Below are 20,239 nucleotides of genomic sequence, written 5' to 3' on the forward strand. Positions count from 1 at the left end.
CTCAAATTGGCGCTCCTACTTCCACTGCTACCAACACCAGCCGAAGAGTACAGCTATAGCCAACACCAAAACCCGCCTACGCAAAGCCCAACCTCGCCCCCTGAAAACAAGACTCAAATCCCCTCCCGCCGCCGATCCTCCCTAGGGCATTTCGCAAACCGCGCTCGATAGCTGCGAGTGAAATACGACGGCGATTCGAACCCGCAGGCGATGCTCACTTCCAGCACACTCAGACCGCTTTGCCGCAGCAGTTTCCGGGCTTTCTCCAGGCGCAGGCCCAGATAGAAGTTGCTCGGCGTGTCGTTCAGGTGCAGGCGAAACAAGCGTTCCAGCTGGCGCCGGGTGACGTTGATCGCTTCGGCAAGGGCCAGCGTGCTGAGGGGGCGTTCGGTTTGCTGTTCCATCTCTCCGATCACGTGCACCAACTTCTTGTTGGCTATGCCATAGCGCGTAGCGATCTGCATGCGTTGGTGGTCCTTGCGCGTGCGGATGCGGCCCAGTACGAATTGTTCGGATACCTGAATCGCCAACTCGGGGCCGTGCGCCTGGGCGATCAGGTCGAGCATCAGGTCGATGGACGCTGTGCCCCCTGCGCAAGTGATGCGGCGGCGGTCGATCTCGAACAGTTCCTGGGTCACGGTGAGCTGTGGGTAGGACTCCTTGAACGCTTCAATGGCTTCCCAATGCAGGGTCAGGCGATGGCCATCGAGCAAGCCGGTTTCAGCGAGCACACAGGCGCCAGTGTCGATGGCGCCCAGGGTCACGCCTTCATGATCAAGGCGACGCAGCCATTGCTGCAGGGCCGGCGTGGCGAACTGCAGCGGTTCAAAGCCGGCCACCACCAGCAGGGTCGCGCCTTTTTTCAGCGACTCAAGCGCCGCGTCGGCGTTGACCGACATGCCGTTGCTCGCCTGTACCGCGCCGCCGTCGGCGCTGAGGACGTGCCAGCGGTACAGCTCGCCACCAAAGCGGTTGGCCACCCGCAAGGGCTCTAGCGCGGAGATAAAGCCGATGGCCGAGAACCCCGGCATCAGCAAAAAATAGAAATCCTGGGCCATGGTAACGCTCTCCTCGGACCTGCAGCGTGGCACGTTGATACTCCCGTTCATGGGCACATTCAAGGGGCAGGTCGCCGCAGTGCAAAAGCGGGTCGCTGCAGTGCGCTTGGCCGCCCTCCAGGCAGGGTAATTTGTTTCCACGGTGCACAAAGACGCCGACACCCCACAATAACGATCTGCCGAGGAACCCACCATGAACCGACTGATTAGTTGCAGCGTGCTTGCACTCGGCGCCAGCGCGCTCTTGAGCAGCAATGTAATAGCGGCTGATGCCGCTTCATGCCAGAACGTGCGCATGGGTGTGGTGAACTGGACCGACGTGATCGCAACCAGCGCCATGACCCAAGTGTTGCTCGACGGCCTGGGTTACAAGACCAAACAGACCAGCGCTTCCCAGCAGATCATTTTCGCCGGCATCCGCGACCAGCGCCTGGATCTCTTTCTGGGCTACTGGAACCCGTTGATGACCCAGACCATCACGCCGTTTGTCGAGGCCCGGAAGGTCAAAGTGCTCGACAAACCGAGCCTGGAAGACGCTCGCGCCACCCTCGCCGTGCCGACTTACCTGGCGGACAAGGGCCTGAAGACCTTTGCCGACATCGCCAGGTTCGAGAAGGAACTGGGCGGCAAAATCTACGGCATCGAGCCTGGCTCAGGCGCCAATACCCAGATCAAGGCGATGATCGCCAAAAACCAGTTCGGCCTGGGCAAATTCCAGTTGGTTGAGTCCAGCGAAGCCGGCATGCTCGCCGCCGTGGACCGTGCCGTACGCCGCAAGGAAGCCGTGGTGTTTTTCGGCTGGACGCCGCACCCGATGAACGTCAACGTGGCGATGACATACCTCAATGGCAGCGACGACGCCCTGGGCCCGAACGAGGGCATGGCTACGGTGTGGACGGTCACTTCGCCGACTTATGCCGAACAGTGCCCCAACGTGCATAGATTGCTGACTAACCTGACGTTCACCGCCGCCGACGAGAGCCGGATGATGCAGCCGCTACTGGATCACAAGGATGCTCTCGAGTCCGCCAGACAGTGGCTCAAAGACCATCCTCAAGACCAGGCGCGCTGGCTGGAGGGCGTCACCACCTTCGACGGCAAACCGGCTGCGGCAAATCTCCAATTGAGCAGCCAATAACCTGATTTTGAACGGCCGCTTCGCGATCAACCATCGTCGCGAACGGCATCCTCACGCCTGTAAGGAGCCACCCCATGAACCACGACGTCATCATCACCTGCGCACTCACCGGTGCTGGCGACACGACCGCCCGAAGCCCTCACGTGCCGGTCACGCCCAAGCAAATCGCGGCCGCCGCGGTTGAGGCCGCCAAAGCCGGTGCCACCGTGGTGCACTGTCATGTGCGCGACCCGCACACCGGCAAGTTCAGCCGCGACGTGGCGCTGTACCGCGAAGTGATGGAGCGTATTCGGGAGGCCGACATCGACATCATCGTCAACCTCACCGCTGGCATGGGTGGCGATCTGGAGATTGGCGACGGTGAACGCCCGATGGAGTTTGGTGCCAATACCGATCTGGTCGGCCCAATGACACGTCTGGCCCATGTTGAGGAACTGCTGCCGGAAATCTGCACCCTCGACTGCGGCACCCTGAACTTTGGCGACGGCGACACTATTTACGTGTCCACCCCGTCGCAACTGCGCGCCGGCGCCAGACGTATCCAGGCGCTGGGCGTAAAGGCCGAGCTGGAAATCTTCGACACCGGCCACCTGTGGTTCGCCAAACAGATGATCAAGGAGGGTCTGCTCGACAACCCGCTGTTCCAGCTGTGCCTGGGTATTCCATGGGGCGCACCCGCCGACACCACCACCATGAAAGCCATGGTCGATAATCTGCCCGCCGATGCGGTGTGGGCGGGCTTTGGTATTGGCCGCATGCAGATGCCGATGGCCGCGCAAGCGGTGTTGATGGGCGGCAACGTCCGGGTCGGTCTGGAGGACAACCTGTGGCTGGACAAGGGCGTGCTCGCCACCAACGGTCAATTGGTGGAACGCGCCAGTGAAATTCTCAGCCGCCTGGGCGCACGAGTCATGACCCCGGCAGAAGGCCGCATCAAGATGGGCCTTGCCAAGCGCGGCTAATGCCTTCAGGACATAAAACCCTGTGATTGAATCACCGCACTCTTCAGGATCGTCGCCATGAGCTTTATCACTGAAATCAAAACCTTCGCCGCTCTTGGCAGCGGCGTCATCGGCAGTGGCTGGGTATCCCGCGCCCTCGCCCATGGACTGGATGTGGTCGCCTGGGACCCCGCGCCCGGCGCCGAAGCAGCGTTGCGTAACCGTGTCGCCAATTGCTGGGGTGCGCTGGAACAACAGGGTCTGGTACCCGGTGCATCCCAGAACCGCCTGCGCTTCGTGGCCACCATCGAGGAATGTGTCAGCGACGCCGACTTCATTCAGGAAAGCGCCCCGGAACGCCTGGAACTGAAACTGGATCTGCACAGCAGAATCAGCGCGGCGGCCAGGCCGAATGTGTTAATTGGTTCGAGTACGTCCGGCCTATTGCCAAGTGACTTCTACGAAGGCTCCGCGCACCCGGAACGCTGCGTAGTCGGTCACCCGTTCAATCCGGTGTACCTGCTGCCGTTAGTGGAAGTGGTGGGCGGCAAAAATACTGCTCCGGCGGCCATACAGGCGGCAATCAAGGTCTATGAATCACTCGGTATGCGCCCGCTGCATGTGCGCAAGGAAGTCCCCGGCTTTATCGCTGACCGCTTGCTCGAAGCGCTATGGCGCGAGGCGCTGCACCTGGTCAATGACGGCGTGGCAACCACCGGTGAAATCGATGATGCGGTTCGCTTCGGCGCCGGACTGCGCTGGTCGTTCATGGGCACCTTTCTCACCTACACATTGGCGGGTGGCGATGCAGGCATGCGCCACTTCATGACGCAGTTCGGCCCGGCACTGCAGTTGCCGTGGACCTACCTGCCGGCACCGGAACTGACCGACAAACTGATCGACGATGTGGTCGACGGCACCACTGACCAGTTGGGTAAACACAGTATTTCGGCATTGGAGCGCTACCGTGACGATTGCTTGCTCGCCGTGCTGGAGGCGGTAAAGACTACCAAGGCCAGGCATGGCATGAGCTTCGCGGAATGAACCTACGGTAGCTGGCTTGCCTCCAGTGAGTGGCTGTGAGTCTTCCATCACCCTGCAAAGCACGCCAGTTACCTCATTTGATCAGAACTGACCCGAAATCCTCCGACATGCCTGCACTGACCACCTACACCACCCGAGTCCAACCCGACTGGGTCGACTACAACGGCCACCTTCGTGACGCGTTCTACCTGCTGATCTTCAGCTACGCCACTGACGGGCTGATGGACGCCCTGGGACTGGATAGCGATAACCGCGAAGCCAGCGGCCACTCGCTGTTCACCCTGGAACTGCACCTCAACTACCTGCACGAAGTGAAACTCGGCGCCGAGGTCGAGGTGCATACCCAACTGATCGCCCACGACGCCAAGCGCGTGCATCTCTATCACAGCCTGCATTTGGCAGGTGATGACATGGAGCTGGCCGGCAATGAGCAAATGCTGTTGCACGTCGACCTGAGCGGCCCGCATGCAACGATGTTTACCGAGGCAACAAAGGAAAGACTTGACGCTATAAGCGCCGGGCAGTCCGATCTGCCGAGGCCCAAACTCCTCGGCCGAGTGATCGGGTTGCACACAGGAAAATAATCGAAAAGCCCCCTACTGCCAAAGTTTTGGCCCGCATCGGACTGCCTTGAATGGCACTGGAGAGCGTGTGACCGCGAGGTGACTTGTCGAACTGCGAGCATCATTCGCGTAACCCGTTAAACATTGGTGCCTCGCATATCAATTCGCACAAAAACAGCTTGCATTCTGATCCAACATGCAACTATAAAATGTACATGACTAGACAGGTTCGATTCGACAAGAAAACCCAGGTGATCAATGAGCTGATCCGCCGTATCGAAAGCGGCCAGATGAGCTCCGGCGCCCTGCTTCCCGGGGAAAATCTTCTGGCCCAGGAATTCAACGTCAGCCGCGGCACGCTGCGCGAGGCGTTGTCCGAGCTCAAGCGGCGTAACTTCATTGCCACCCAGACCGGCGTGGGTTCGATCGTCACCTACGACGGCTTCAGCCTGGACCAGCGTGCCGGCTGGGCTCAGGCCCTGGCCGACACGGGTGCTGGCGTGCGTACGGAAATCCTGCGTCTGGTGGCGGTGCAACGGCCCGACATGGAGGTGCGCCTCGGCACTTCCAGCCTGGTGGCCCTGGATCGCCGGCGTATCGCCGCTGATGGCAGTATCGTTTCCCTGGAGCGCGCCTTGATCCCGGCGGTCGATGGTTTGGAAAACCTGCCGCAAAACGGTCTGCTGGAACAGTCACTGACAGTGACCATGGCCGCCCACGGCTTCATCGGCGACAAGGGCGATCAGTGGATCGGTGCAGGGCCTCTGAACCGTGATGATGCCGTGCTGCTTGCACGCGAGCCCGGCACGGTGTTTCTCAAGGCCGTGCGCACGACCTTTGACCGCCGTGAACGTTTTATGGAGCACGTAGAGAGCCTGTTGGACCCCGTGCATTTTCGCCTTCACCTCGCCTTCGGATCGTCCACATGAGCGCAACATTTCTGCAAGACCGAGGCCTGGGTGCCTTTTATGGCCTGGCCTTGGGCGACGCTTTGGGCATGCCGACGCAGTCGCTGCCGCGCGCGTTGATCCTGCAACGCTATGGCCGTATCAATACGCTGATCGGTGCCGATGCCGACCAGCCGATCGCACCGAACATGCCTGCGGGCGCCATCACCGATGACACCGAGCAGGCGATCCTGGTGGCACAGTTGCTGGTGGCCGGCTGCGGCAGCATCGACCCGACAGCCCTGGCCCACAGCCTGATCGAGTGGGAAGCCGCGATGAAAGCCAAGGGCTCCTACGACCTGCTGGGGCCTTCGACCAAGCGCGCGATTGAAATGATCCTTGACGGCCACAGCCCCGAAGAAGCCGGCCGCTTCGGCACCACCAATGGCGCGGCAATGCGTATTACCCCGGTGGGCATCGCAGCCGACGTGAGCAACCGCGAGGCCTTCATGGCGCTGGTGGTGCAAGCCTGTCAGGTGACCCATAACACCACGCTGGGCATCTCCAGCGCGGCGGCGGTCGCGGCCGTGGTGTCCGCCGGGATCAATGGCACGCCCCTGGCCGAAGCTCTGGAGATAGGTACTGAGGTAGCCCTGAGTGCCGAACGCCATGGTCATTGGGTTGCGGGTGGGCGTATCGCCGCGCGCATTCAATGGGCCAAGGCACTGTGCGCTGACTGCACAGACGAACAGTTGGCCGACCGGGTGCACGATGTGATTGGTACCTCGGTCGCCTCACAGGAATCAGTGGTCGCTGCCTTCACCCTCGCCCACCGCGTGGCGAGCAGCCAGCTCAGTCCGTTCGATGCAGTGTGCATGGCGGCCAGCCTGGGCGGTGACACCGACACGATTGCCGCCATTCTCGGCGCCATGCTGGGTGCCTGCAATGGCATGCAAGCCTGGCCGGCGGCGTTGATCGAGCAAATTGATGCGGTCAACGCGCTCGATCTCGCGCTCTTGGTCGAACAACTGCTGGTCCTGCGTACCGGTTGATAGACCGGGTTGTGCTCGCCCACTGTGAACGAGATCACCCTCGCCCTCAGCCTTCCGAGCGGCGATCTGGCTGACCCGATTTCGGAATAGCCAATTTGCACTGGATTGCACCTGCTGACGTACTGCCACAACCACAATAAAGGCAATAGGAGCAACGCAAATGACGACATCGTCCGCCTCTCAAGGTGCGGGTCAGCTGGAAACCCGCGGTATCGAGCCGGTTCCTGAAAACGAGTGCAACGGCCACCCGCTGCAACTGTTCTGGGTCTGGTTCGCCGCCAACATCAGCATCCTGGGCTTGCCGCTGGGTGCCACCCTGGTAGCGTTTCAGGGGCTGGCCATCTGGCAGGCAATCATCGTCGCCATCCTCGGTGCCGCCGGCTCGTTCGCCGTGGTCGGCGTTATCTCCATTGCTGGGCGCCGCGGGCGGGCACCGAGCCTGACGCTGTCCCGGGCCATCTTCGGGGTGCGAGGCAATATCGGGCCCACGCTGGTTTCACTGATGTCGCGCCTGGGCTGGGAAACGGTCAACACCACCACCGCCGCGTTTGTCCTGCTGTCACTGTTCGCGATCCTTTTCGGCACCCCCGTGGAGGCGAAAAACTCGCCTGGCCTGACCCTGCTGTTCATCGCCTTGTTCGTGCTGCTGACCCTGACCGTCTCGGGCCTGGGCCATGCCACCCTGCTGGTCATCCAGAAATGGGCGACTTACCTGTTCGGCGCGCTGAACCTGATGGTCGGTGGCTTTCTGCTCACCCACATCGACTGGAGCCTGGTCTTCGACGCGCCGGCAGCGCCACTGAGTGCCATGATCATTGGCGTCGGCACCATGGCCGCAGGCACGGGTATCGGCTGGGCCAACGCGGGCGCCGACATGTCGCGCTATCAGCACGCCAGCGTGAAGGCCACTCGACTGGTGGCCTCGGCGGCATTTGGCGCAGGGATCCCTCTGGTTTTGCTGATCACCCTCGGCGGCTTGCTGTCGGTGGGCAACGATCATCTGGCGTCAGCCACCGACCCGATCATCGCCATTCGCGAAATGTTGCCCACCTGGATGGCCGTGCCCTATCTGATCACTGCGTTCGGCGGCCTGCTGTTGTCCAATAACCTGTCGGTCTACTCGGCTGGCCTGACCACCTTGACCCTCGGCCTGAAGGTCAAGCGAGTACACGCAGTCATCGTCGATATCATCGCGATCTTTGCCGGCTCGATCTATTTCATGCTGATCGCCGACAGTTTCTACGGCCCCTTCATTACGTTCATCTCGATGTTGGCGGTGCCCATTACCGCGTGGGTAGGCATCTTTGTCGTCGACCTGCTGCATCGCCACATCTACTCCCCACACGACCTGCTGGACCAGACCCCAAAGAGCGCCTACTGGTATCGCGGCGGTGTCGAATGGCGCGCGCTGGGCTCGTGGGCGTTGGCTATCGTGCTCGGCTTCAGCTTCACCACCGTGGCCACCACCCCGGAGCATGTGCTGTTCAAAGGTTTTCTCGCCGATTCCTGGCTGGGTCATAACGGCCTGGGCTGGATCGTGACCTTCATTGTCGCCGGCGGCCTGTATGCGCTGCTCGGCGGGGCGCGTGATCGCCGTGTCGTTACCGAAGAGGCTGCCCATGCCCGCTAAATTGCTCTACACCGGCCAGGTCGTGGTTGACCTGGTCATGGCCATCGACCACCTGCCGCCGTCGGGCGGAGATGTACTGGCCAGCAGCGCCACGTTCGAGGCCGGAGGCGGCTTCAATGTGATGGCCGCTGCCTGCCGCAATGGCTTGCCTACGGTTTATCTGGGTCGCCATGGCCAGGGCCGCTTCGGCGACCTTGCTCGCCAGGCCATGCGCGACGAAGGTGTGGAGATTGCTACGATGCCTGTTCCCGGAGAGGATACCGGCCTGGCCGTTGCCCTGGTAGAAGCCTCGGCCGAGCGCTCGTTCATCTCCTATGTGGGCGCTGAAGGTGGTTTGTCTGCCGATGACCTGCAGGGCGTGCAGGTCAGCGCCGAAGATTACGTAGTTGTCAGCGGCTACAGCCTGGCACACAAAAACAAGGTCACGGCCCTGCTCGCCTGGCTGGACGGATTGCCCGGCGGCACTACCGTGGTATTCGACCCAAGCCCATTGGTTGATGCGCTTCATGGCGTCGAGATGCGCGCCGTACTTCCTCTTATCAGCGTATGGTCCAGCAACTGCGAAGAAGCCCTGCGCTTCACGCAAACCCGGACGTGCGCCGACGCGCTCCACCACCTGGCGTCCATTCTGCGCGAAGATGCGCTCATAGTGATTCGTGACGGCCCCGCAGGTTGCTGGGTCCACCATGCCGGACAGACGCGACACATACCCGGCTTTGCCGTCACGGCAATCGACACCAATGGAGCTGGCGACGCCCACGCGGGTGTGCTGCTGGCCGAGTTGGCCAGAGGCAGCAGTGTCGACCGCGCGGCGCTGCGCGCCAATGCGGCAGCAGCGATTGCGGTCACACGCCGGGGGCCGGCGACGGCGCCTGGCCGTGAGGAGGTAGATGCGCTGGTGGGGGCCGATTTTTAGGCTGGCTTGAGCTCGCTGTGCTCAACCAGCCAGACCACACTCCCGGTCCAGCCGGCTGCCCCGTGCAAAACCATGAGCACCTGCGCGCAGTGCGATCACCAGACTTAGCAACAACAGCATCAGCAAGACCCAAGGAAAGGAACCTGCTCCCCATTGGCCAAGCAACACGCCACCCAGTAGCCCTCCGCCTGCGATGGCGCTGTTCCAGACCACGACGTTCATCGAAAGCGCGACATCTGCGCCCTCACCTGCCGAATCGGCGAGCGCGGTTTGCAGCAGTGTGGCGGCGCCACCGAAGGTCAGTCCCCAGATAAAAGCACCGACGTAAATGGCCGGTGCAGAGCCGGAAAACACGCCGAAGAACACTGACACCGCTGCGAATGTTGCCAGGCTGGCAAGTACTGTCTTGCGCAAATGTCGATCAACCAGCCGTCCTGTGACCCAGATGCCGGCCAGCGCGGCGACCCCGAATGCCAGCAATACCAGGTCCACATCATTCGCCAGCCCCGCCGCGGAAACGAAGGGAGCGACGTAGGTATAAAGCAGGTTGTGAGCCAGCATCCAGGTGAACACAACGCCCAGCACCGAGCGTACGCCGGGCGTGAAAAAGACCTGACGTAACGCCATGCGCTGTGCGGAGGACTTGCCGGAATAGTCCGGCACTTTGACCAGCACCCAGATGATCAGCAGCACGGTCATCCCGGACATCAAGCCAAACGCCATGCGCCAGCCCATGAACCCGCCAAGCCAGGTTCCCAGAGGCACGCCCAGCGACAAGGCAACGGGCGTACCGACCATCGCCACGGCCAGTGCACGGCCTTGCAGTTGCGGGACCACCATGCGCCGCGCGTACCCGGCGATGAGGCTCCACGCCAGGCCCGCCGAGACGCCTGCGAAAAACCTTGCGATCAGCGTCAGTCCGTAACTGGACGACAACGCAGTGACGCTGTTGAAAACCAGAAAGCCGGCAATCGTCACCAGCAAGACCGTCCTGCGCCGCCAGCTTTGCGTCGCGATCGTCAGCGGAATGGCGGCCAGCAATGAGCCCAACGCATAAACAGTCACCATCTGCCCGGCAAACGATGCAGACACCTCCAACCCGTCGGCGATCTGCGGCAACAAACCTGCCGGCAAAGTCTCGGTGACAATGCAGATGAAACCCGTCATTGCCAGCGCCAGCAACGCCCCCAGCGGGAGTGTTTCGCCCTGCTTCTCATCTGTAATCATTGCAAAACCCTCACTAATATACTGATCGGTACAAATATAGGCAGATGGAGTCAGGTGGTCAACGACTTATGTATCGATTAGTATTTAAGTAATTCCATAGGAGACTCGACATGGCACAGCTGGGGCGTCCGCGTACATTTGACCGTGACTTGGCGATCACCCAGGCGCTACACCTGTTTTGGGAGCACGGCTACGACGCAACTTCCCTAAGCCAGCTCAAGGCAAACATAGGTGGCGGCATCACGGCGCCGAGCTTTTACGCAGCGTTTGGCTCTAAAAACGCCCTGTTCAATGAAGTGATGGAGCGCTACCTCGACACCTACGGCCGAGTCACCGACAGCCTGTTCGATACGACCCTGCCGCCCAGAGACGCGATTGAAATCACCCTTCGTCACTCAGCGAAAATGCAGTGTGAGCCTGGGCATCCTAAAGGGTGTCTGGTGGCGTTGGGGCTGATGAGCGCCTGCTCGGACGAGAGCAAGGCCATTTCCGAACCCCTTGCTCGGGCCAGGGATCTGAACCGCACAGGTATCGTGGCCTGCATCCAGCGCGCCGTTGCGGCAGGCGAGTTGCCCGCAACGGTAATACCGGAAACGCTCGCGGCCGTTTTTGACAGTTTTCTTCTGGGCTTGTCTACACTGGCGCGCGACGGTGTCCCACATGCCACACTGGACGCCGCAGTGACCCAGGTGATGAGACTGTGGGACAGCCTGGGCAGTGTTGCCGACAATCATTGACCCTGAAGCTCAATATGGAAGAGGTTCGGGAGGCGTCGAGGACGCCAGACTCTTTGCACTGTTTTTTTTGGAGAACACCATGCTTCGCGCGTTTGAAAAATGGCTTGACCCCTTCCCGCCTGACGAAGTGCCACCACCACCTGACGGCCTGGCGCGGTTTCTCTGGGCCTGCACGCGAGGGGCACGCGGTTACATCCTTGCGTTTGCGCTGCTGTGTGCCGGTGTGTCGATTTACGAAGCCTGGCTGTTTTCCTTCCTCGGGCAGGTCGTGGATCTGTTGTCCACGTGGCAGGCTGGCGGCGATACGGCCGCGCAGGAAAGCAGCGTGCTGTGGGGTATTGGCCTGGTATTGCTGAGCAGCATCGTGCTGGTGGCATTGCGCACGATGGTGCAGCACCAGGTATTGGCGATCAACCTGCCCCTGCGGCTGCGTTGGGACTTCCACCGATTGATGTTGCGGCAAAGCCTGTCTTTCTTCTCCGATGAGTTCTCCGGCCGCGTCACCACCAAGGTGATGCAGACAGCGCTGTCGGTGCGCGAGGTGCTGTTCACCATCATCGAAATCGTCCCCGGTATCGGCGTCTATTTCATCGCGATCATTGCCCTGGCCGGCGCCTTCGATTTGAAGCTGATGCTGCCTTTCCTTGTCTGGCTGATGCTGTTCGGTCTGGCCATGCGCTACTTCGTGCCACGCCTGGGCAAGGTCGGGCAGGAACAGGCCAACGCGCGCTCATCGATGACCGGACGTGTCTCGGACGCCTACACCAACATCACCACGGTAAAGCTGTTCTCCCATTCCAAGCGTGAAGCGCATTTCGCGCGCGCGGCGATGGAGGACTTCAAGCTCACCGGCTTGCGCCAGATGCGTCTGGTCAGTCAGTTCGAAATCGTCAATCAGGCCCTGGTGGTCGCACTGATCATGGGTGCTGGCGGTTACGCCCTGTGGCTGTGGCACCAGGGCCAGGTCGGCACCGGTGCGGTTGCGGCGATCACCGCCATGGCGTTGCGCATCAACGGCATGTCGCACTGGATCATGTGGCAGATGACCTCGTTATTCGAGAACATCGGCACCGTCCAGGACGGCATGCAAACCTTGACTCGCGGTCCCAAGGTTCAGGATACGCCGGACGCGAAGGCTTTGGTCACCCGAGGCGGCGCGGTCACCTTCGATAACGTGAGCTTCAATTACAACGGCGAACGCCAGGTACTGGATGCCCTGAGCCTGAGCATTCGTCCAGGTGAAAAAATCGGCCTGGTGGGTCGCTCCGGCGCCGGGAAGTCCACGCTCATCAACCTGCTGCTGCGCTTTTATGACGTGGACAAGGGCTCGATCAGTATTGATGGGCAAGACATTGCGCACGTTACTCAGGACAGCTTGCGCAGCGCCATCGGCATGGTCACGCAGGACACCTCGCTGCTGCACCGCTCCATTCGCGACAATATCGCCTACGGGCGTCCCGATGCGACCGATGAGCAAATCCGTAGCGCTGCGGCGAGTGCGCAAGCCGACGGGTTCATCAGCCAGCTGAGCGACAAGCAAGGCCACAGTGGCTACGACACGCTGGTGGGTGAGCGCGGTATCAAGCTGTCGGGCGGCCAGCGCCAACGCGTCGCCATCGCCCGGGTGATGCTCAAGAACGCCCCGATCCTGCTGCTCGACGAAGCCACCAGTGCGCTGGACTCGGAAGTCGAAGTGGCAATCCAGGAAAGCCTCGATGAAATGATGCAGGGCAAGACGGTGATCGCCATCGCCCACCGTCTGTCCACGATTGCTGCCATGGACCGGCTGATTGTCATGGACGACGGCCGCATCATCGAACAAGGCACTCACGCCGAACTGCTGGGCAGAAACGGTACCTATGCGCGGCTGTGGCAGCACCAGAGCGGCGGGTTTCTCGGGGAGGATCAGGGTGTGGCCGATATCATCGATTAGGCAGACTGACCAAGAGCCCGGCCAGGTCGCTGGTGGCGTACGCAAGCACTCCAGCGGCGATAAGAGAAAGGGCATCCATGCCCTTTCTTGCCTTAAAGCGTTGCTTCGATCTTTTTGGCAGCAGCGTCACTGACCCAGGTGTGCCAGATTTCCGGGTGCTCCTTGAAGAATATCTTCGCCAGCTTGGGTGAATCGATACGCTCCTTGCTCATGCGGGCCAGGTTCTGGTTTAACAGGTCGATCGGCAGATTGACCTTTTCCAGAACGGCTACCAATTCCGGTGCCTGCTCGTGAAAGACATTGGAAAGCCCTACCTGAATGCTGATTTTCTTATCGACGCCCGGCTTTTCTTCCAGCTTCAACAGATCGACTTGTCCCATTAACGGCGTCGGCGACCAGTAGTAGAAAAGAATGGGCTCGCCCCGCTTGTAGCTCGACAAAACGGCAGCATCCAACGCCGGGCCTGTACCCGGGCGGAAGTTGGTATAACTGGCTTCCAGGCCATAGCTCTTAAGCATCTCGCTGTTTTCCAACTCGCAGGTCCAACCCGCCGGGCAATTGTAGAAACGGCCTTTGTCCGGTTCTTCCGGGTCCTTGAAGAGCGCCACGTACTGGGTCAGGTCGGCGATCTTCTTCAGATCGGGAGCCTTGGGCTTGAGGTTGCGTTTGGCATCGCCTTCGACCAGATAACGTGGCACATACCAACCTTCGGTGGCCCCGATAATCGGTGCCCCCACACCGACTACCTTCCCACTGGCCGCCGCCTTGTTCCAGACCTCGCTTCGCCCGATCCACTCCTCCGCCAGTACCTGAATATCGTTATTGCTCAAGGCGCTTTCCATGGTGATGGAGTTGCCTGGCAATGTATCGATCGCACAGCCATAGCCGTTCTTGAGCAATATCTGCAGCATGTCGGTGAGCAACATGCCGCTTTCCCAATTGAGCCCGGCAAATTTGACCGGTTTACCCGACTCGCACCAACCGGCGGCCTGGCTTGCAGCACTGCCGGCAAACAGCCCGAGAGCAATCAGTGTGGCGGTAAGGTTTTTTCTGATCTTCACAATCGCACGCTCCAACACAGTGAACAGGGTTATGGCAGTGCAAATGCTCGTCACATCAGTGGCGAACCTGTTTCATCTACATGAAACTCAAGCTCCTTGATGTATCGTCGGGAACCAATCTTCGCGCAGTCTCTGACCGGTCTGCATCGCATGCCCTGGATACGGTGGAGAGGTCCGTCCTGGACGCTCGAAGTAACGTATATCGTCGCCAAGCCAGCGCAGCGACAAGACACGACGGCGCTGAGCCGACGCATTGCCTCTAGCACCATGCACGGTACGGAAATCGAACAGCACCGCGTCGCCCGGCTGCATCTCCCATTCCAGTACCTGCAGGCCTTGCTCGGTATCAGTATCTGGATCCGGCGCGTCGCGGTACCCGCCAGCATCTTTGTAGAAATCGCTTTGATCGGCCCAGTGCACCGGTTTTATGCCCTTCTCCCAACGGTGTGAGCCGGCAAGCAGCCGCAGCGTCGACTCGCGCACCGGGTCCACGGGGATCCAGAAACTCACGTTCTGGCTACCTTCGACAAAATAGTAAGGGATGTCCTGGTGCCATGGCGTGGCCTTCTGCGCGCCGGGTTCCTTGACCAGAACATGATCATGAAAAAACTGTGCCGATCTGGAGCGCATCACGGCAGCCGCGACAGACGCTGCCGGTGAATCCTCGACCATGGCGCGAAACTCTGGAATCCGCTGCCAGTTGCAATAGTCGTCGAAAAAGCCGCCCGGTTTGTCATCCTTCTCGACGTAACGGCTGGCGTAAGCTCCCGGCTCGGCGAGGTTGCGCTCGATTCCGTCGGCAATGGTGCCGATCCAGTCGCGGAAAACGCCGCGCAGGCAAATTGCGCCATCGCGCTGAAAGGCCTCAATGTCTTCTGTCGTGAGGGCAAACGAATGTTGTGTCATGACCTGAAACTCCCTCGGAGAAGAATAAATGTGGGCAAGGGCAAATATTTCATGACACACAGCGAAGATAAAATAATATGTATTGATTTATCACCCAAGAAATTCTTATGAAGTTCAGTCTGCGACAACTCCGTTATGCGCTCGCTGCCGCCAAACACGGCAATCTCACGTTGGCGGCCGAAGAGCTGCATGTTTCCCAACCGTCAATTTCAACGGCGATTACCGACCTCGAGCAGCTTTTTGGTCAGCCGCTGTTTGTTCGTCAACGCGGACTGGGCGTATCGCTTACGCCTTTCGGGCGCACAGTGATGGCCCAGGCCAGGCGGGTTCTGGCCGAAGCCCGGACGTTTTCAGACATCGGCAGCGACAACAACGACTTTTCCGGAGAGCTGGTACTGGGTTGTTACGAGGACCTGGCACCCTATTGCCTGCCGCAGATCCTCAGGCGCCTGCAACAGGAACATCCGCGAGTGAGGGTCGACATGCGCGAAGGCGGCTTCGACTATCTGGGCAAGCGCCTCGCCGAAGGTACTCTGGAGCTGGCGCTGACCTACGACCTGGGGCTGCCGGCAAACATGGCGTGTATCGAGTTGCGTCAATTGACTGCCCATGCCCTGCTGGCGGCTGATCACCCATTGGCAAACGAGCCCGATGTCAGTCTGCAAGCACTCAGTGAAGGCAATCTGGTAGTTACTGATCAGGTCCACAGCTGGCAGCACGTGCTGGACCTGTTCAACATGCATGGACTGTCGCCTCAAAGCCTCCAGCGCACCCACAGCTTCGAGTTTCAGCGCAGCCTCGTCGCCAACGGATTCGGTGTTTCCCTGACCTATACCAGGCCCTTCGGCGACCGCAGCTACGACGGTCAGCCCTTGGTGTGTCGCCCGATACGCGAAACGCTGCCCACCCAGCGCATCGTACTGGCCTACGATCAGCGCTACCCGTTAACGCCGCCCGCCGAAGCATTCAAAAATCAGGCCGTTGCCTGGTTCCAGGAAAGAGTACCTTTTGTCTGAGGCAGCGCCCGGGCGCCTATGACGCTGAAGCGGCGACAACCCGCCAACAACAAAATAAACAAATGCATTTTTAGCAAAAATACAATTATTCTTTGCCCATGATCAAAGAACTGAAAACGTTTATCGCCGTGGCAAGAGAAGGCACGTTCGCTGCGGCGGGCAGCAAGATCGGGCTCACCCAGGCCGCTGTCAGTGCGCAGATGCAGCGCCTTGAAGCTGAACTGGGCGTCGAGCTGTTCGACCGAAAAGGACGTTCAGCCCAGCTCAACCGCATGGGGCAGCAGGTGTTGTTACAAGGTCAGGATCTGGTGCGCCAGTTCAGCAGCCTCGGCACTACGACAGTAGGGCTACCCGCGAGCGTGCTGGTGACCATCGGCGCAATTGCCTCTGTACAACGCTCCTTTCTACCGGAAGCGCTGGCTCGGTTTCATCAGCAATTCTCCGCGTGCAGGACGCGCGTCATTCCCGGCCTGTCCATGGACCTGGTCAATCAGGTGGACGCTGGCGAGATCGACATGGCAGCGATCATCCGCCCGCCCTTCTCACTGCAAAGCGACTTGCGCTGGACAACGCTGGTCCGTGAACCCTATCGCCTTATCGTGCCAGCTGACATGCAGGGGGATGACTGGGCCGAACTGATTTCGGCTCATCCATTCATTCGTTACGATCGATCGTCATTTGGTGGCCGACAGGTCGATAGGTTCCTGCGCCAGACCCATGTCTCGCTGCGCGAAGTCTGCGAGCTCGATGAACTGGATGCGATTATGAAACTGGTCGCCAACGGCGTCGGCGTCGCATTGGTTCCGGAAACGGCAACCCTGCAGAGATGGCACGCCGGTGTGCGCTCTATCGACTTGAAAGAGCATACGTTCCATCGCGATATCGGGCTGGTACATCGCGCTCGCCGCAGCCTGACCGAACCGGTAACCGCGCTGGTCCAACTGATCAACGAACACGCTCTGACTCGTTAGCGCTGCGCCCGCTCTAGCAGGCCTGGCGCAACATAGTGTGCGCCAGGCTTTTTACTATTTTGCGAACAGCTGACTCATGTCCTTGAACGCCTTGAACTCAAGCGCATTGCCGCAGGGATCGAACAGGAACATGGTGGCCTGCTCACCCACCTGCCCCTTGAATCGAATGTAGGGTTCGATGACGAACTCGGTGCCGAAGGATTTCAAGCGCTCGGCCAGAGCTTCCCACTGAGCCCATTCCAGAATGATACCGAAGTGCGGAACCGGAACGTCGTGACCGTCTACCGGGTTGCTGTGCACGCTCTCTTGAGAGGCGGTTTTCGGGTGTTCATGAATCACCAACTGGTGCCCGTAGAAATCGAAGTCGACCCACTGATCGCTGGAGCGCCCTTCGGAAAGACCGAACACCTCACCGTAGAAGGCACGTGTCGCGGCCAGGTCATAAACCGGGATTGCAAGGTGGAAAGGAGAAAGACTCATCAGGACTCCGATTGCAGCTCTTGGTGGCGTGTGAGCCTGACAGCGTGCTCGCTGTCCGGCGACTTATTCAAGTTCCACTCATGCTAAGGCCACGCGACACCAATAAAAATCAATATATATTTTAAAGATGCACAAATTATTTTTGTGATAGCGGCCACGCTCAAGCACCAGGCCAGCTCACGAATGCAGGCTGATCCAGCCGTTGATCCCTACATACATCCCGACACAGATAATCAGGACGCTGGACAGGTAAGGTGCGCGTCGAGCGGCTGCACTGAGCCAGGGGAAACGATTCGAGGCTTTTCGCGCACCGATGGCGGCGGCAGCGCCAACGGTGACCAGCGTGACGGCGAGACCCAGGCTGAAACAGATCACCATCATCGCGCCCAAGGTGACCTGCTTCACCTGCAGGCACAGCAGCAACACGGTGATGGCTGCTGGGCAAGGGATAAGCCCCCCGGTCAAGCCGAACATCAGGATCTGGCCATTGCTGACCTCGCGATGGATGAAGCGCTTGCGAATGTCGTCGGCATGGGCCTTTTCATGGGCGTCCTGATAGCCTTCGGCGCTCAGGTTCAAGCCGTCCAGATCACTGTGGTCATGGCTGTGATTGTGACCATGCTCGTGCTCATGGGAGTCCACGCCGTGCTCATGGCCATGGCCTGTATGCCCGTGACTGAGCCTGGCACTTTCGACCTTATACAACTGCTCGCCACGCCAGGTGCGCCATAGCATCCACAATGCAATGGCGATGATCACGGCAGATGACCCGAGCTGGAAGTAAGGTTCCGTGGTTTCAGCATCCAGCCCCTGGCCCAGATACATCCCGCCGATTGCCACCAGCCAGACAACGGCGGTGTGCGAAACGGTAGCGGCGACGCCGAGCATCACGGCCTGTTTCACAGAGCCACGAATGGCCACAATGAACGCCGCCATCATGGTTTTTGAATGCCCAGGCTCCAGCCCGTGCAACGCGCCCAGCAAAATGGCACTGGGGAAATACAGCCAGGCGTGCGACCCCCCTTGCTGTAACAGCTCGACGAAGTTGGGCATGTGAGACCTAGAGGTATTTGGTGATTTGCTTGAAGGCTTCCAGCGGTGCCCGCTCGCCCTTGGCGAGTGAACCGAGCGTGTCTTCAAGGCAGTGATCGATATGATCCTGAATCAACGTTCGCTTGGCCTGGCACACCGCTTTCTCGACCGCGTGCAGCTGCTGGGCGATGTCCACGCACTCGCGCCCGTCTTCGATCATGGTGATGATGCTGCGCAAATGGCCGTCGGCCCGTTTCAGGCGCTTGATAACAGCTATGTGGGACTGGTGCGTATGGCCGTGGGGGTGGTCGTGTTCACTCATGGCTTGAGCTCTGGCCTGGACAATTCAGACCGGCACTCTATCCCCCCAGGGAGGATAGAGTCAAAGGTAATGCAGGATTGGAACCGGAAGCGAGCCCACCTATGAAAACCTGTTCAATTCATCCCGTTGAATGCCAGCTCGCTGTCCTTGATATTGGCAATCGGCCCGAGAATGGCTGGATCGAAGTCGCGGAGTGGCGCGCCCTGACGCAACAACTCTGGCAGGTCCGGATTGGCCAGCGCACCCTTGCCCACTGCGATGATGTCCGCACCTTGGCGAAGCACCTGGTCGGCTTTTTGCGGATCGTGCAGGCCGCCATTGGCGATCAGCGCAACACCCGGCGCGTAGCGACGGGCCAGTTCGACCAGGCTGGCTTCACCCTGGGCAAAGGCCGGCTGCCATGCTTCATGTTCGGTCACATGGATGTAATCGACGCCGGCATCGGCCAGCGCATCGAAAATGATTTCGGCATCGCTCTCGTCCCCCGCCCATTTGTGCTGAAAGTCGTTGACCTTGCCTTGTGAAAGACGCACGCCCACCGGTGCCTGCCCGGCGACTTTTTTCACTGCGGCGATGACCTCGAGCGTCAGTCGCAGACGCTGTCCGACCTCACCGCCCCATTGATCGGTGCGCTGATTGCTGTAGTCGGTCAAAAACTGATCGAGCAGGTAGCCGTTCGCCCCATGTATCTCGACACCGTCAAAGCCTGCAGTGCCGATAGCCAGTTGCGCCGCGTGGGCGAACCCGTCAATGGCCTCGGCAATGTCCTTGTCACTCATCGCTTGCGGGATCCGGTAGCTGCCCGCGCCGTAATAGAACGCCATCTGTTCGCCCTTGGGACGAATGGCCGAAGGACCCGCAGACTCGCTGACGAAGCGATTGGCCTGGCTGAGCGCGCCGGCGTGCATGAGTTGCGCAATCATGACACTGCCATGCCGGTGCACAGCATCGGTCGTAGCACGCCAGGCCTGAGCCTGCTCGTCATCGGTGAGCCCGGGCTGGAAGCGGTAGCCTTGGGAAAAACGGCGATCGGTGTAGTTACCCTCGGTGACGATCAGGCCGAAACCACCCTTGGCGAATCGCTCGTAATAGCGCGTCATGGCCTGCGTTGCACTGCCCTGCTCGTCCGCGCTCACGCGTGTCATGGGCGCCACCGCAAACCTGTTCTTCAGTTTCAGATGACCGATATCGAACGGAGCTGTAACGTGTTTGTTTGTCTCGTTCATACTTCAAATCCTCACTGTGCAGACCGGCTACCAATTGCCCGCTGTCATTGACAGAACCTGCAGCAACGGTAAGGGGTGGCGCAGCCCATTGGAACCCGG

20 protein-coding genes are annotated in these 20,239 nt (G+C 60.1%); 12 read left to right on the forward strand and 8 right to left on the reverse strand.

The features are described 5' to 3' along the window. Positions 1 to 113: 113 nt before the first annotated feature. Positions 114 to 1,058, reverse strand: coding sequence for a GlxA family transcriptional regulator (locus tag BT119_RS13535; protein ID WP_175550577.1), 945 nt, complete (start codon positions 1,056 to 1,058; stop codon positions 114 to 116). A 193-nt stretch (positions 1,059 to 1,251) separates the two neighbouring features. On the opposite strand from BT119_RS13535, the gene BT119_RS13540 reads away from it, so the two are divergent. The 8 genes from BT119_RS13540 (at position 1,252) to BT119_RS13575 (ending at position 9,229) form a co-directional block, all read left to right on the forward strand. Continuing rightward, positions 1,252 to 2,196: a choline ABC transporter substrate-binding protein gene (locus tag BT119_RS13540; protein ID WP_058396239.1), complete on the forward strand. Its 945-nt coding sequence runs from the start codon at positions 1,252 to 1,254 to the stop codon at positions 2,194 to 2,196. A gap of 74 nt (positions 2,197 to 2,270) precedes the next feature. Next, positions 2,271 to 3,158: a 3-dehydrocarnitine:acetyl-CoA trimethylamine transferase CdhC gene (locus tag BT119_RS13545; protein ID WP_058396240.1), complete on the forward strand. Its 888-nt coding sequence runs from the start codon at positions 2,271 to 2,273 to the stop codon at positions 3,156 to 3,158. A gap of 57 nt (positions 3,159 to 3,215) precedes the next feature. Continuing rightward, positions 3,216 to 4,181: an L-carnitine dehydrogenase gene (locus BT119_RS13550; RefSeq protein WP_003349623.1), complete on the forward strand. Its 966-nt coding sequence runs from the start codon at positions 3,216 to 3,218 to the stop codon at positions 4,179 to 4,181. A gap of 107 nt (positions 4,182 to 4,288) precedes the next feature. After that, positions 4,289 to 4,765, forward strand: coding sequence for a thioesterase family protein (locus tag BT119_RS13555; protein ID WP_024663661.1), 477 nt, complete (start codon positions 4,289 to 4,291; stop codon positions 4,763 to 4,765). A gap of 188 nt (positions 4,766 to 4,953) precedes the next feature. Beyond that, positions 4,954 to 5,673, forward strand: a complete 720-nt coding sequence (locus BT119_RS13560; RefSeq protein ID WP_003364375.1) for a GntR family transcriptional regulator — start codon at positions 4,954 to 4,956, stop codon at positions 5,671 to 5,673. Continuing rightward, positions 5,670 to 6,683, forward strand: a complete 1,014-nt coding sequence (locus BT119_RS13565) for an ADP-ribosylglycohydrolase family protein (protein ID WP_072366027.1) — start codon at positions 5,670 to 5,672, stop codon at positions 6,681 to 6,683. The genes BT119_RS13560 and BT119_RS13565 overlap by 4 nt, the downstream gene beginning before the upstream one ends. 160 nt (positions 6,684 to 6,843) lie before the next feature. After that, positions 6,844 to 8,313, forward strand: a complete 1,470-nt coding sequence (locus BT119_RS13570) for a purine-cytosine permease family protein (protein ID WP_054080996.1) — start codon at positions 6,844 to 6,846, stop codon at positions 8,311 to 8,313. Then, positions 8,303 to 9,229, forward strand: a complete 927-nt coding sequence (locus tag BT119_RS13575; protein ID WP_072366029.1) for a PfkB family carbohydrate kinase — start codon at positions 8,303 to 8,305, stop codon at positions 9,227 to 9,229. Before BT119_RS13570 ends, BT119_RS13575 begins: the two co-directional genes overlap by 11 nt. A 21-nt stretch (positions 9,230 to 9,250) precedes the next feature. On the opposite strand, the gene BT119_RS13580 is transcribed toward BT119_RS13575, so the two are convergent. Next, positions 9,251 to 10,456 (reverse strand): MFS transporter, encoded by a 1,206-nt coding sequence (locus tag BT119_RS13580; RefSeq protein ID WP_024663665.1) that lies wholly within the window; start codon positions 10,454 to 10,456, stop codon positions 9,251 to 9,253. A gap of 110 nt (positions 10,457 to 10,566) precedes the next feature. Here BT119_RS13580 and BT119_RS13585 point away from each other — a divergent pair, with 110 nt between their 5' ends. Together BT119_RS13585 and BT119_RS13590 are read left to right on the forward strand one after the other, a co-directional pair. Then, the gene (locus BT119_RS13585) at positions 10,567 to 11,193 is read left to right on the forward strand and encodes a TetR/AcrR family transcriptional regulator (RefSeq protein ID WP_004413707.1); all 627 of its coding nucleotides are present in this window, start codon (positions 10,567 to 10,569) and stop codon (positions 11,191 to 11,193) included. A 79-nt stretch (positions 11,194 to 11,272) separates the two neighbouring features. After that, the gene (locus tag BT119_RS13590; protein WP_072366031.1) at positions 11,273 to 13,126 is read left to right on the forward strand and encodes an ABC transporter ATP-binding protein; all 1,854 of its coding nucleotides are present in this window, start codon (positions 11,273 to 11,275) and stop codon (positions 13,124 to 13,126) included. A gap of 92 nt (positions 13,127 to 13,218) precedes the next feature. Here the strand turns inward: BT119_RS13590 and BT119_RS13595 are convergent, their stop codons facing one another. Together BT119_RS13595 and BT119_RS13600 are read right to left on the reverse strand one after the other, a co-directional pair. Continuing rightward, positions 13,219 to 14,187, reverse strand: coding sequence for an ABC transporter substrate-binding protein (locus BT119_RS13595; RefSeq protein WP_054081105.1), 969 nt, complete (start codon positions 14,185 to 14,187; stop codon positions 13,219 to 13,221). Between the two features lie 87 nt (positions 14,188 to 14,274). Next, entirely contained in the window at positions 14,275 to 15,093 is an 819-nt protein-coding gene (locus tag BT119_RS13600) for a phytanoyl-CoA dioxygenase family protein (RefSeq protein WP_003364393.1), read from the reverse strand. Positions 15,094 to 15,200: 107 nt separating this feature from the next. Here BT119_RS13600 and BT119_RS13605 point away from each other — a divergent pair, with 107 nt between their 5' ends. After that, entirely contained in the window at positions 15,201 to 16,109 is a 909-nt protein-coding gene (locus BT119_RS13605) for a LysR family transcriptional regulator (protein ID WP_003364395.1), read from the forward strand. A gap of 98 nt (positions 16,110 to 16,207) precedes the next feature. Next, the gene (locus tag BT119_RS13610; RefSeq protein WP_003364397.1) at positions 16,208 to 17,080 is read left to right on the forward strand and encodes a LysR family transcriptional regulator; all 873 of its coding nucleotides are present in this window, start codon (positions 16,208 to 16,210) and stop codon (positions 17,078 to 17,080) included. A gap of 54 nt (positions 17,081 to 17,134) precedes the next feature. Here the strand turns inward: BT119_RS13610 and BT119_RS13615 are convergent, their stop codons facing one another. The 4 genes from BT119_RS13615 to BT119_RS13630 form a co-directional block, all read right to left on the reverse strand. Then, positions 17,135 to 17,560: a VOC family protein gene (locus BT119_RS13615; protein WP_003364399.1), complete on the reverse strand. Its 426-nt coding sequence runs from the start codon at positions 17,558 to 17,560 to the stop codon at positions 17,135 to 17,137. Between the two features lie 177 nt (positions 17,561 to 17,737). Further along, entirely contained in the window at positions 17,738 to 18,613 is an 876-nt protein-coding gene (locus BT119_RS13620; RefSeq protein ID WP_003364402.1) for a nickel/cobalt efflux protein RcnA, read from the reverse strand. Positions 18,614 to 18,620: 7 nt separating this feature from the next. Then, positions 18,621 to 18,914, reverse strand: a complete 294-nt coding sequence (locus BT119_RS13625; protein WP_004413716.1) for a metal-sensing transcriptional repressor — start codon at positions 18,912 to 18,914, stop codon at positions 18,621 to 18,623. Positions 18,915 to 19,027: 113 nt separating this feature from the next. Further along, a complete protein-coding gene (locus BT119_RS13630; protein WP_003364407.1) occupies positions 19,028 to 20,140 on the reverse strand; it encodes an NADH:flavin oxidoreductase in 1,113 nt (370 codons plus the stop codon). Between the last annotated feature and the right edge of the window lie 99 nt (positions 20,141 to 20,239).

The organism is Pseudomonas sp. NFACC10-1 (assembly GCF_900119195.1).
In the GTDB taxonomy this organism is placed as follows: Bacteria; Pseudomonadota; Gammaproteobacteria; order Pseudomonadales; family Pseudomonadaceae; genus Aquipseudomonas; species Aquipseudomonas cerasi.

What these genes read in the sequence shown, in the direction of transcription:
- BT119_RS13535 (WP_175550577.1), bottom strand. Translation starts at nt 1,058, where the DNA reads ATGGCCCAGGATTTCTATTTTTTGCTGATGCCGGGGTTCTCGGCCATC.
- BT119_RS13540 (WP_058396239.1), top strand. Translation starts at nt 1,252, where the DNA reads ATGAACCGACTGATTAGTTGCAGCGTGCTTGCACTCGGCGCCAGCGCG.
- BT119_RS13545 (WP_058396240.1), top strand. Translation starts at nt 2,271, where the DNA reads ATGAACCACGACGTCATCATCACCTGCGCACTCACCGGTGCTGGCGAC.
- BT119_RS13550 (WP_003349623.1), top strand. Translation starts at nt 3,216, where the DNA reads ATGAGCTTTATCACTGAAATCAAAACCTTCGCCGCTCTTGGCAGCGGC.
- BT119_RS13555 (WP_024663661.1), top strand. Translation starts at nt 4,289, where the DNA reads ATGCCTGCACTGACCACCTACACCACCCGAGTCCAACCCGACTGGGTC.
- BT119_RS13560 (WP_003364375.1), top strand. Translation starts at nt 4,954, where the DNA reads ATGTACATGACTAGACAGGTTCGATTCGACAAGAAAACCCAGGTGATC.
- BT119_RS13565 (WP_072366027.1), top strand. Translation starts at nt 5,670, where the DNA reads ATGAGCGCAACATTTCTGCAAGACCGAGGCCTGGGTGCCTTTTATGGC.
- BT119_RS13570 (WP_054080996.1), top strand. Translation starts at nt 6,844, where the DNA reads ATGACGACATCGTCCGCCTCTCAAGGTGCGGGTCAGCTGGAAACCCGC.
- BT119_RS13575 (WP_072366029.1), top strand. Translation starts at nt 8,303, where the DNA reads ATGCCCGCTAAATTGCTCTACACCGGCCAGGTCGTGGTTGACCTGGTC.
- BT119_RS13580 (WP_024663665.1), bottom strand. Translation starts at nt 10,456, where the DNA reads ATGATTACAGATGAGAAGCAGGGCGAAACACTCCCGCTGGGGGCGTTG.
- BT119_RS13585 (WP_004413707.1), top strand. Translation starts at nt 10,567, where the DNA reads ATGGCACAGCTGGGGCGTCCGCGTACATTTGACCGTGACTTGGCGATC.
- BT119_RS13590 (WP_072366031.1), top strand. Translation starts at nt 11,273, where the DNA reads ATGCTTCGCGCGTTTGAAAAATGGCTTGACCCCTTCCCGCCTGACGAA.
- BT119_RS13600 (WP_003364393.1), bottom strand. Translation starts at nt 15,093, where the DNA reads ATGACACAACATTCGTTTGCCCTCACGACAGAAGACATTGAGGCCTTT.
- BT119_RS13605 (WP_003364395.1), top strand. Translation starts at nt 15,201, where the DNA reads ATGAAGTTCAGTCTGCGACAACTCCGTTATGCGCTCGCTGCCGCCAAA.
- BT119_RS13610 (WP_003364397.1), top strand. Translation starts at nt 16,208, where the DNA reads ATGATCAAAGAACTGAAAACGTTTATCGCCGTGGCAAGAGAAGGCACG.
- BT119_RS13615 (WP_003364399.1), bottom strand. Translation starts at nt 17,560, where the DNA reads ATGAGTCTTTCTCCTTTCCACCTTGCAATCCCGGTTTATGACCTGGCC.
- BT119_RS13620 (WP_003364402.1), bottom strand. Translation starts at nt 18,613, where the DNA reads ATGCCCAACTTCGTCGAGCTGTTACAGCAAGGGGGGTCGCACGCCTGG.
- BT119_RS13625 (WP_004413716.1), bottom strand. Translation starts at nt 18,914, where the DNA reads ATGAGTGAACACGACCACCCCCACGGCCATACGCACCAGTCCCACATA.
- BT119_RS13630 (WP_003364407.1), bottom strand. Translation starts at nt 20,140, where the DNA reads ATGAACGAGACAAACAAACACGTTACAGCTCCGTTCGATATCGGTCAT.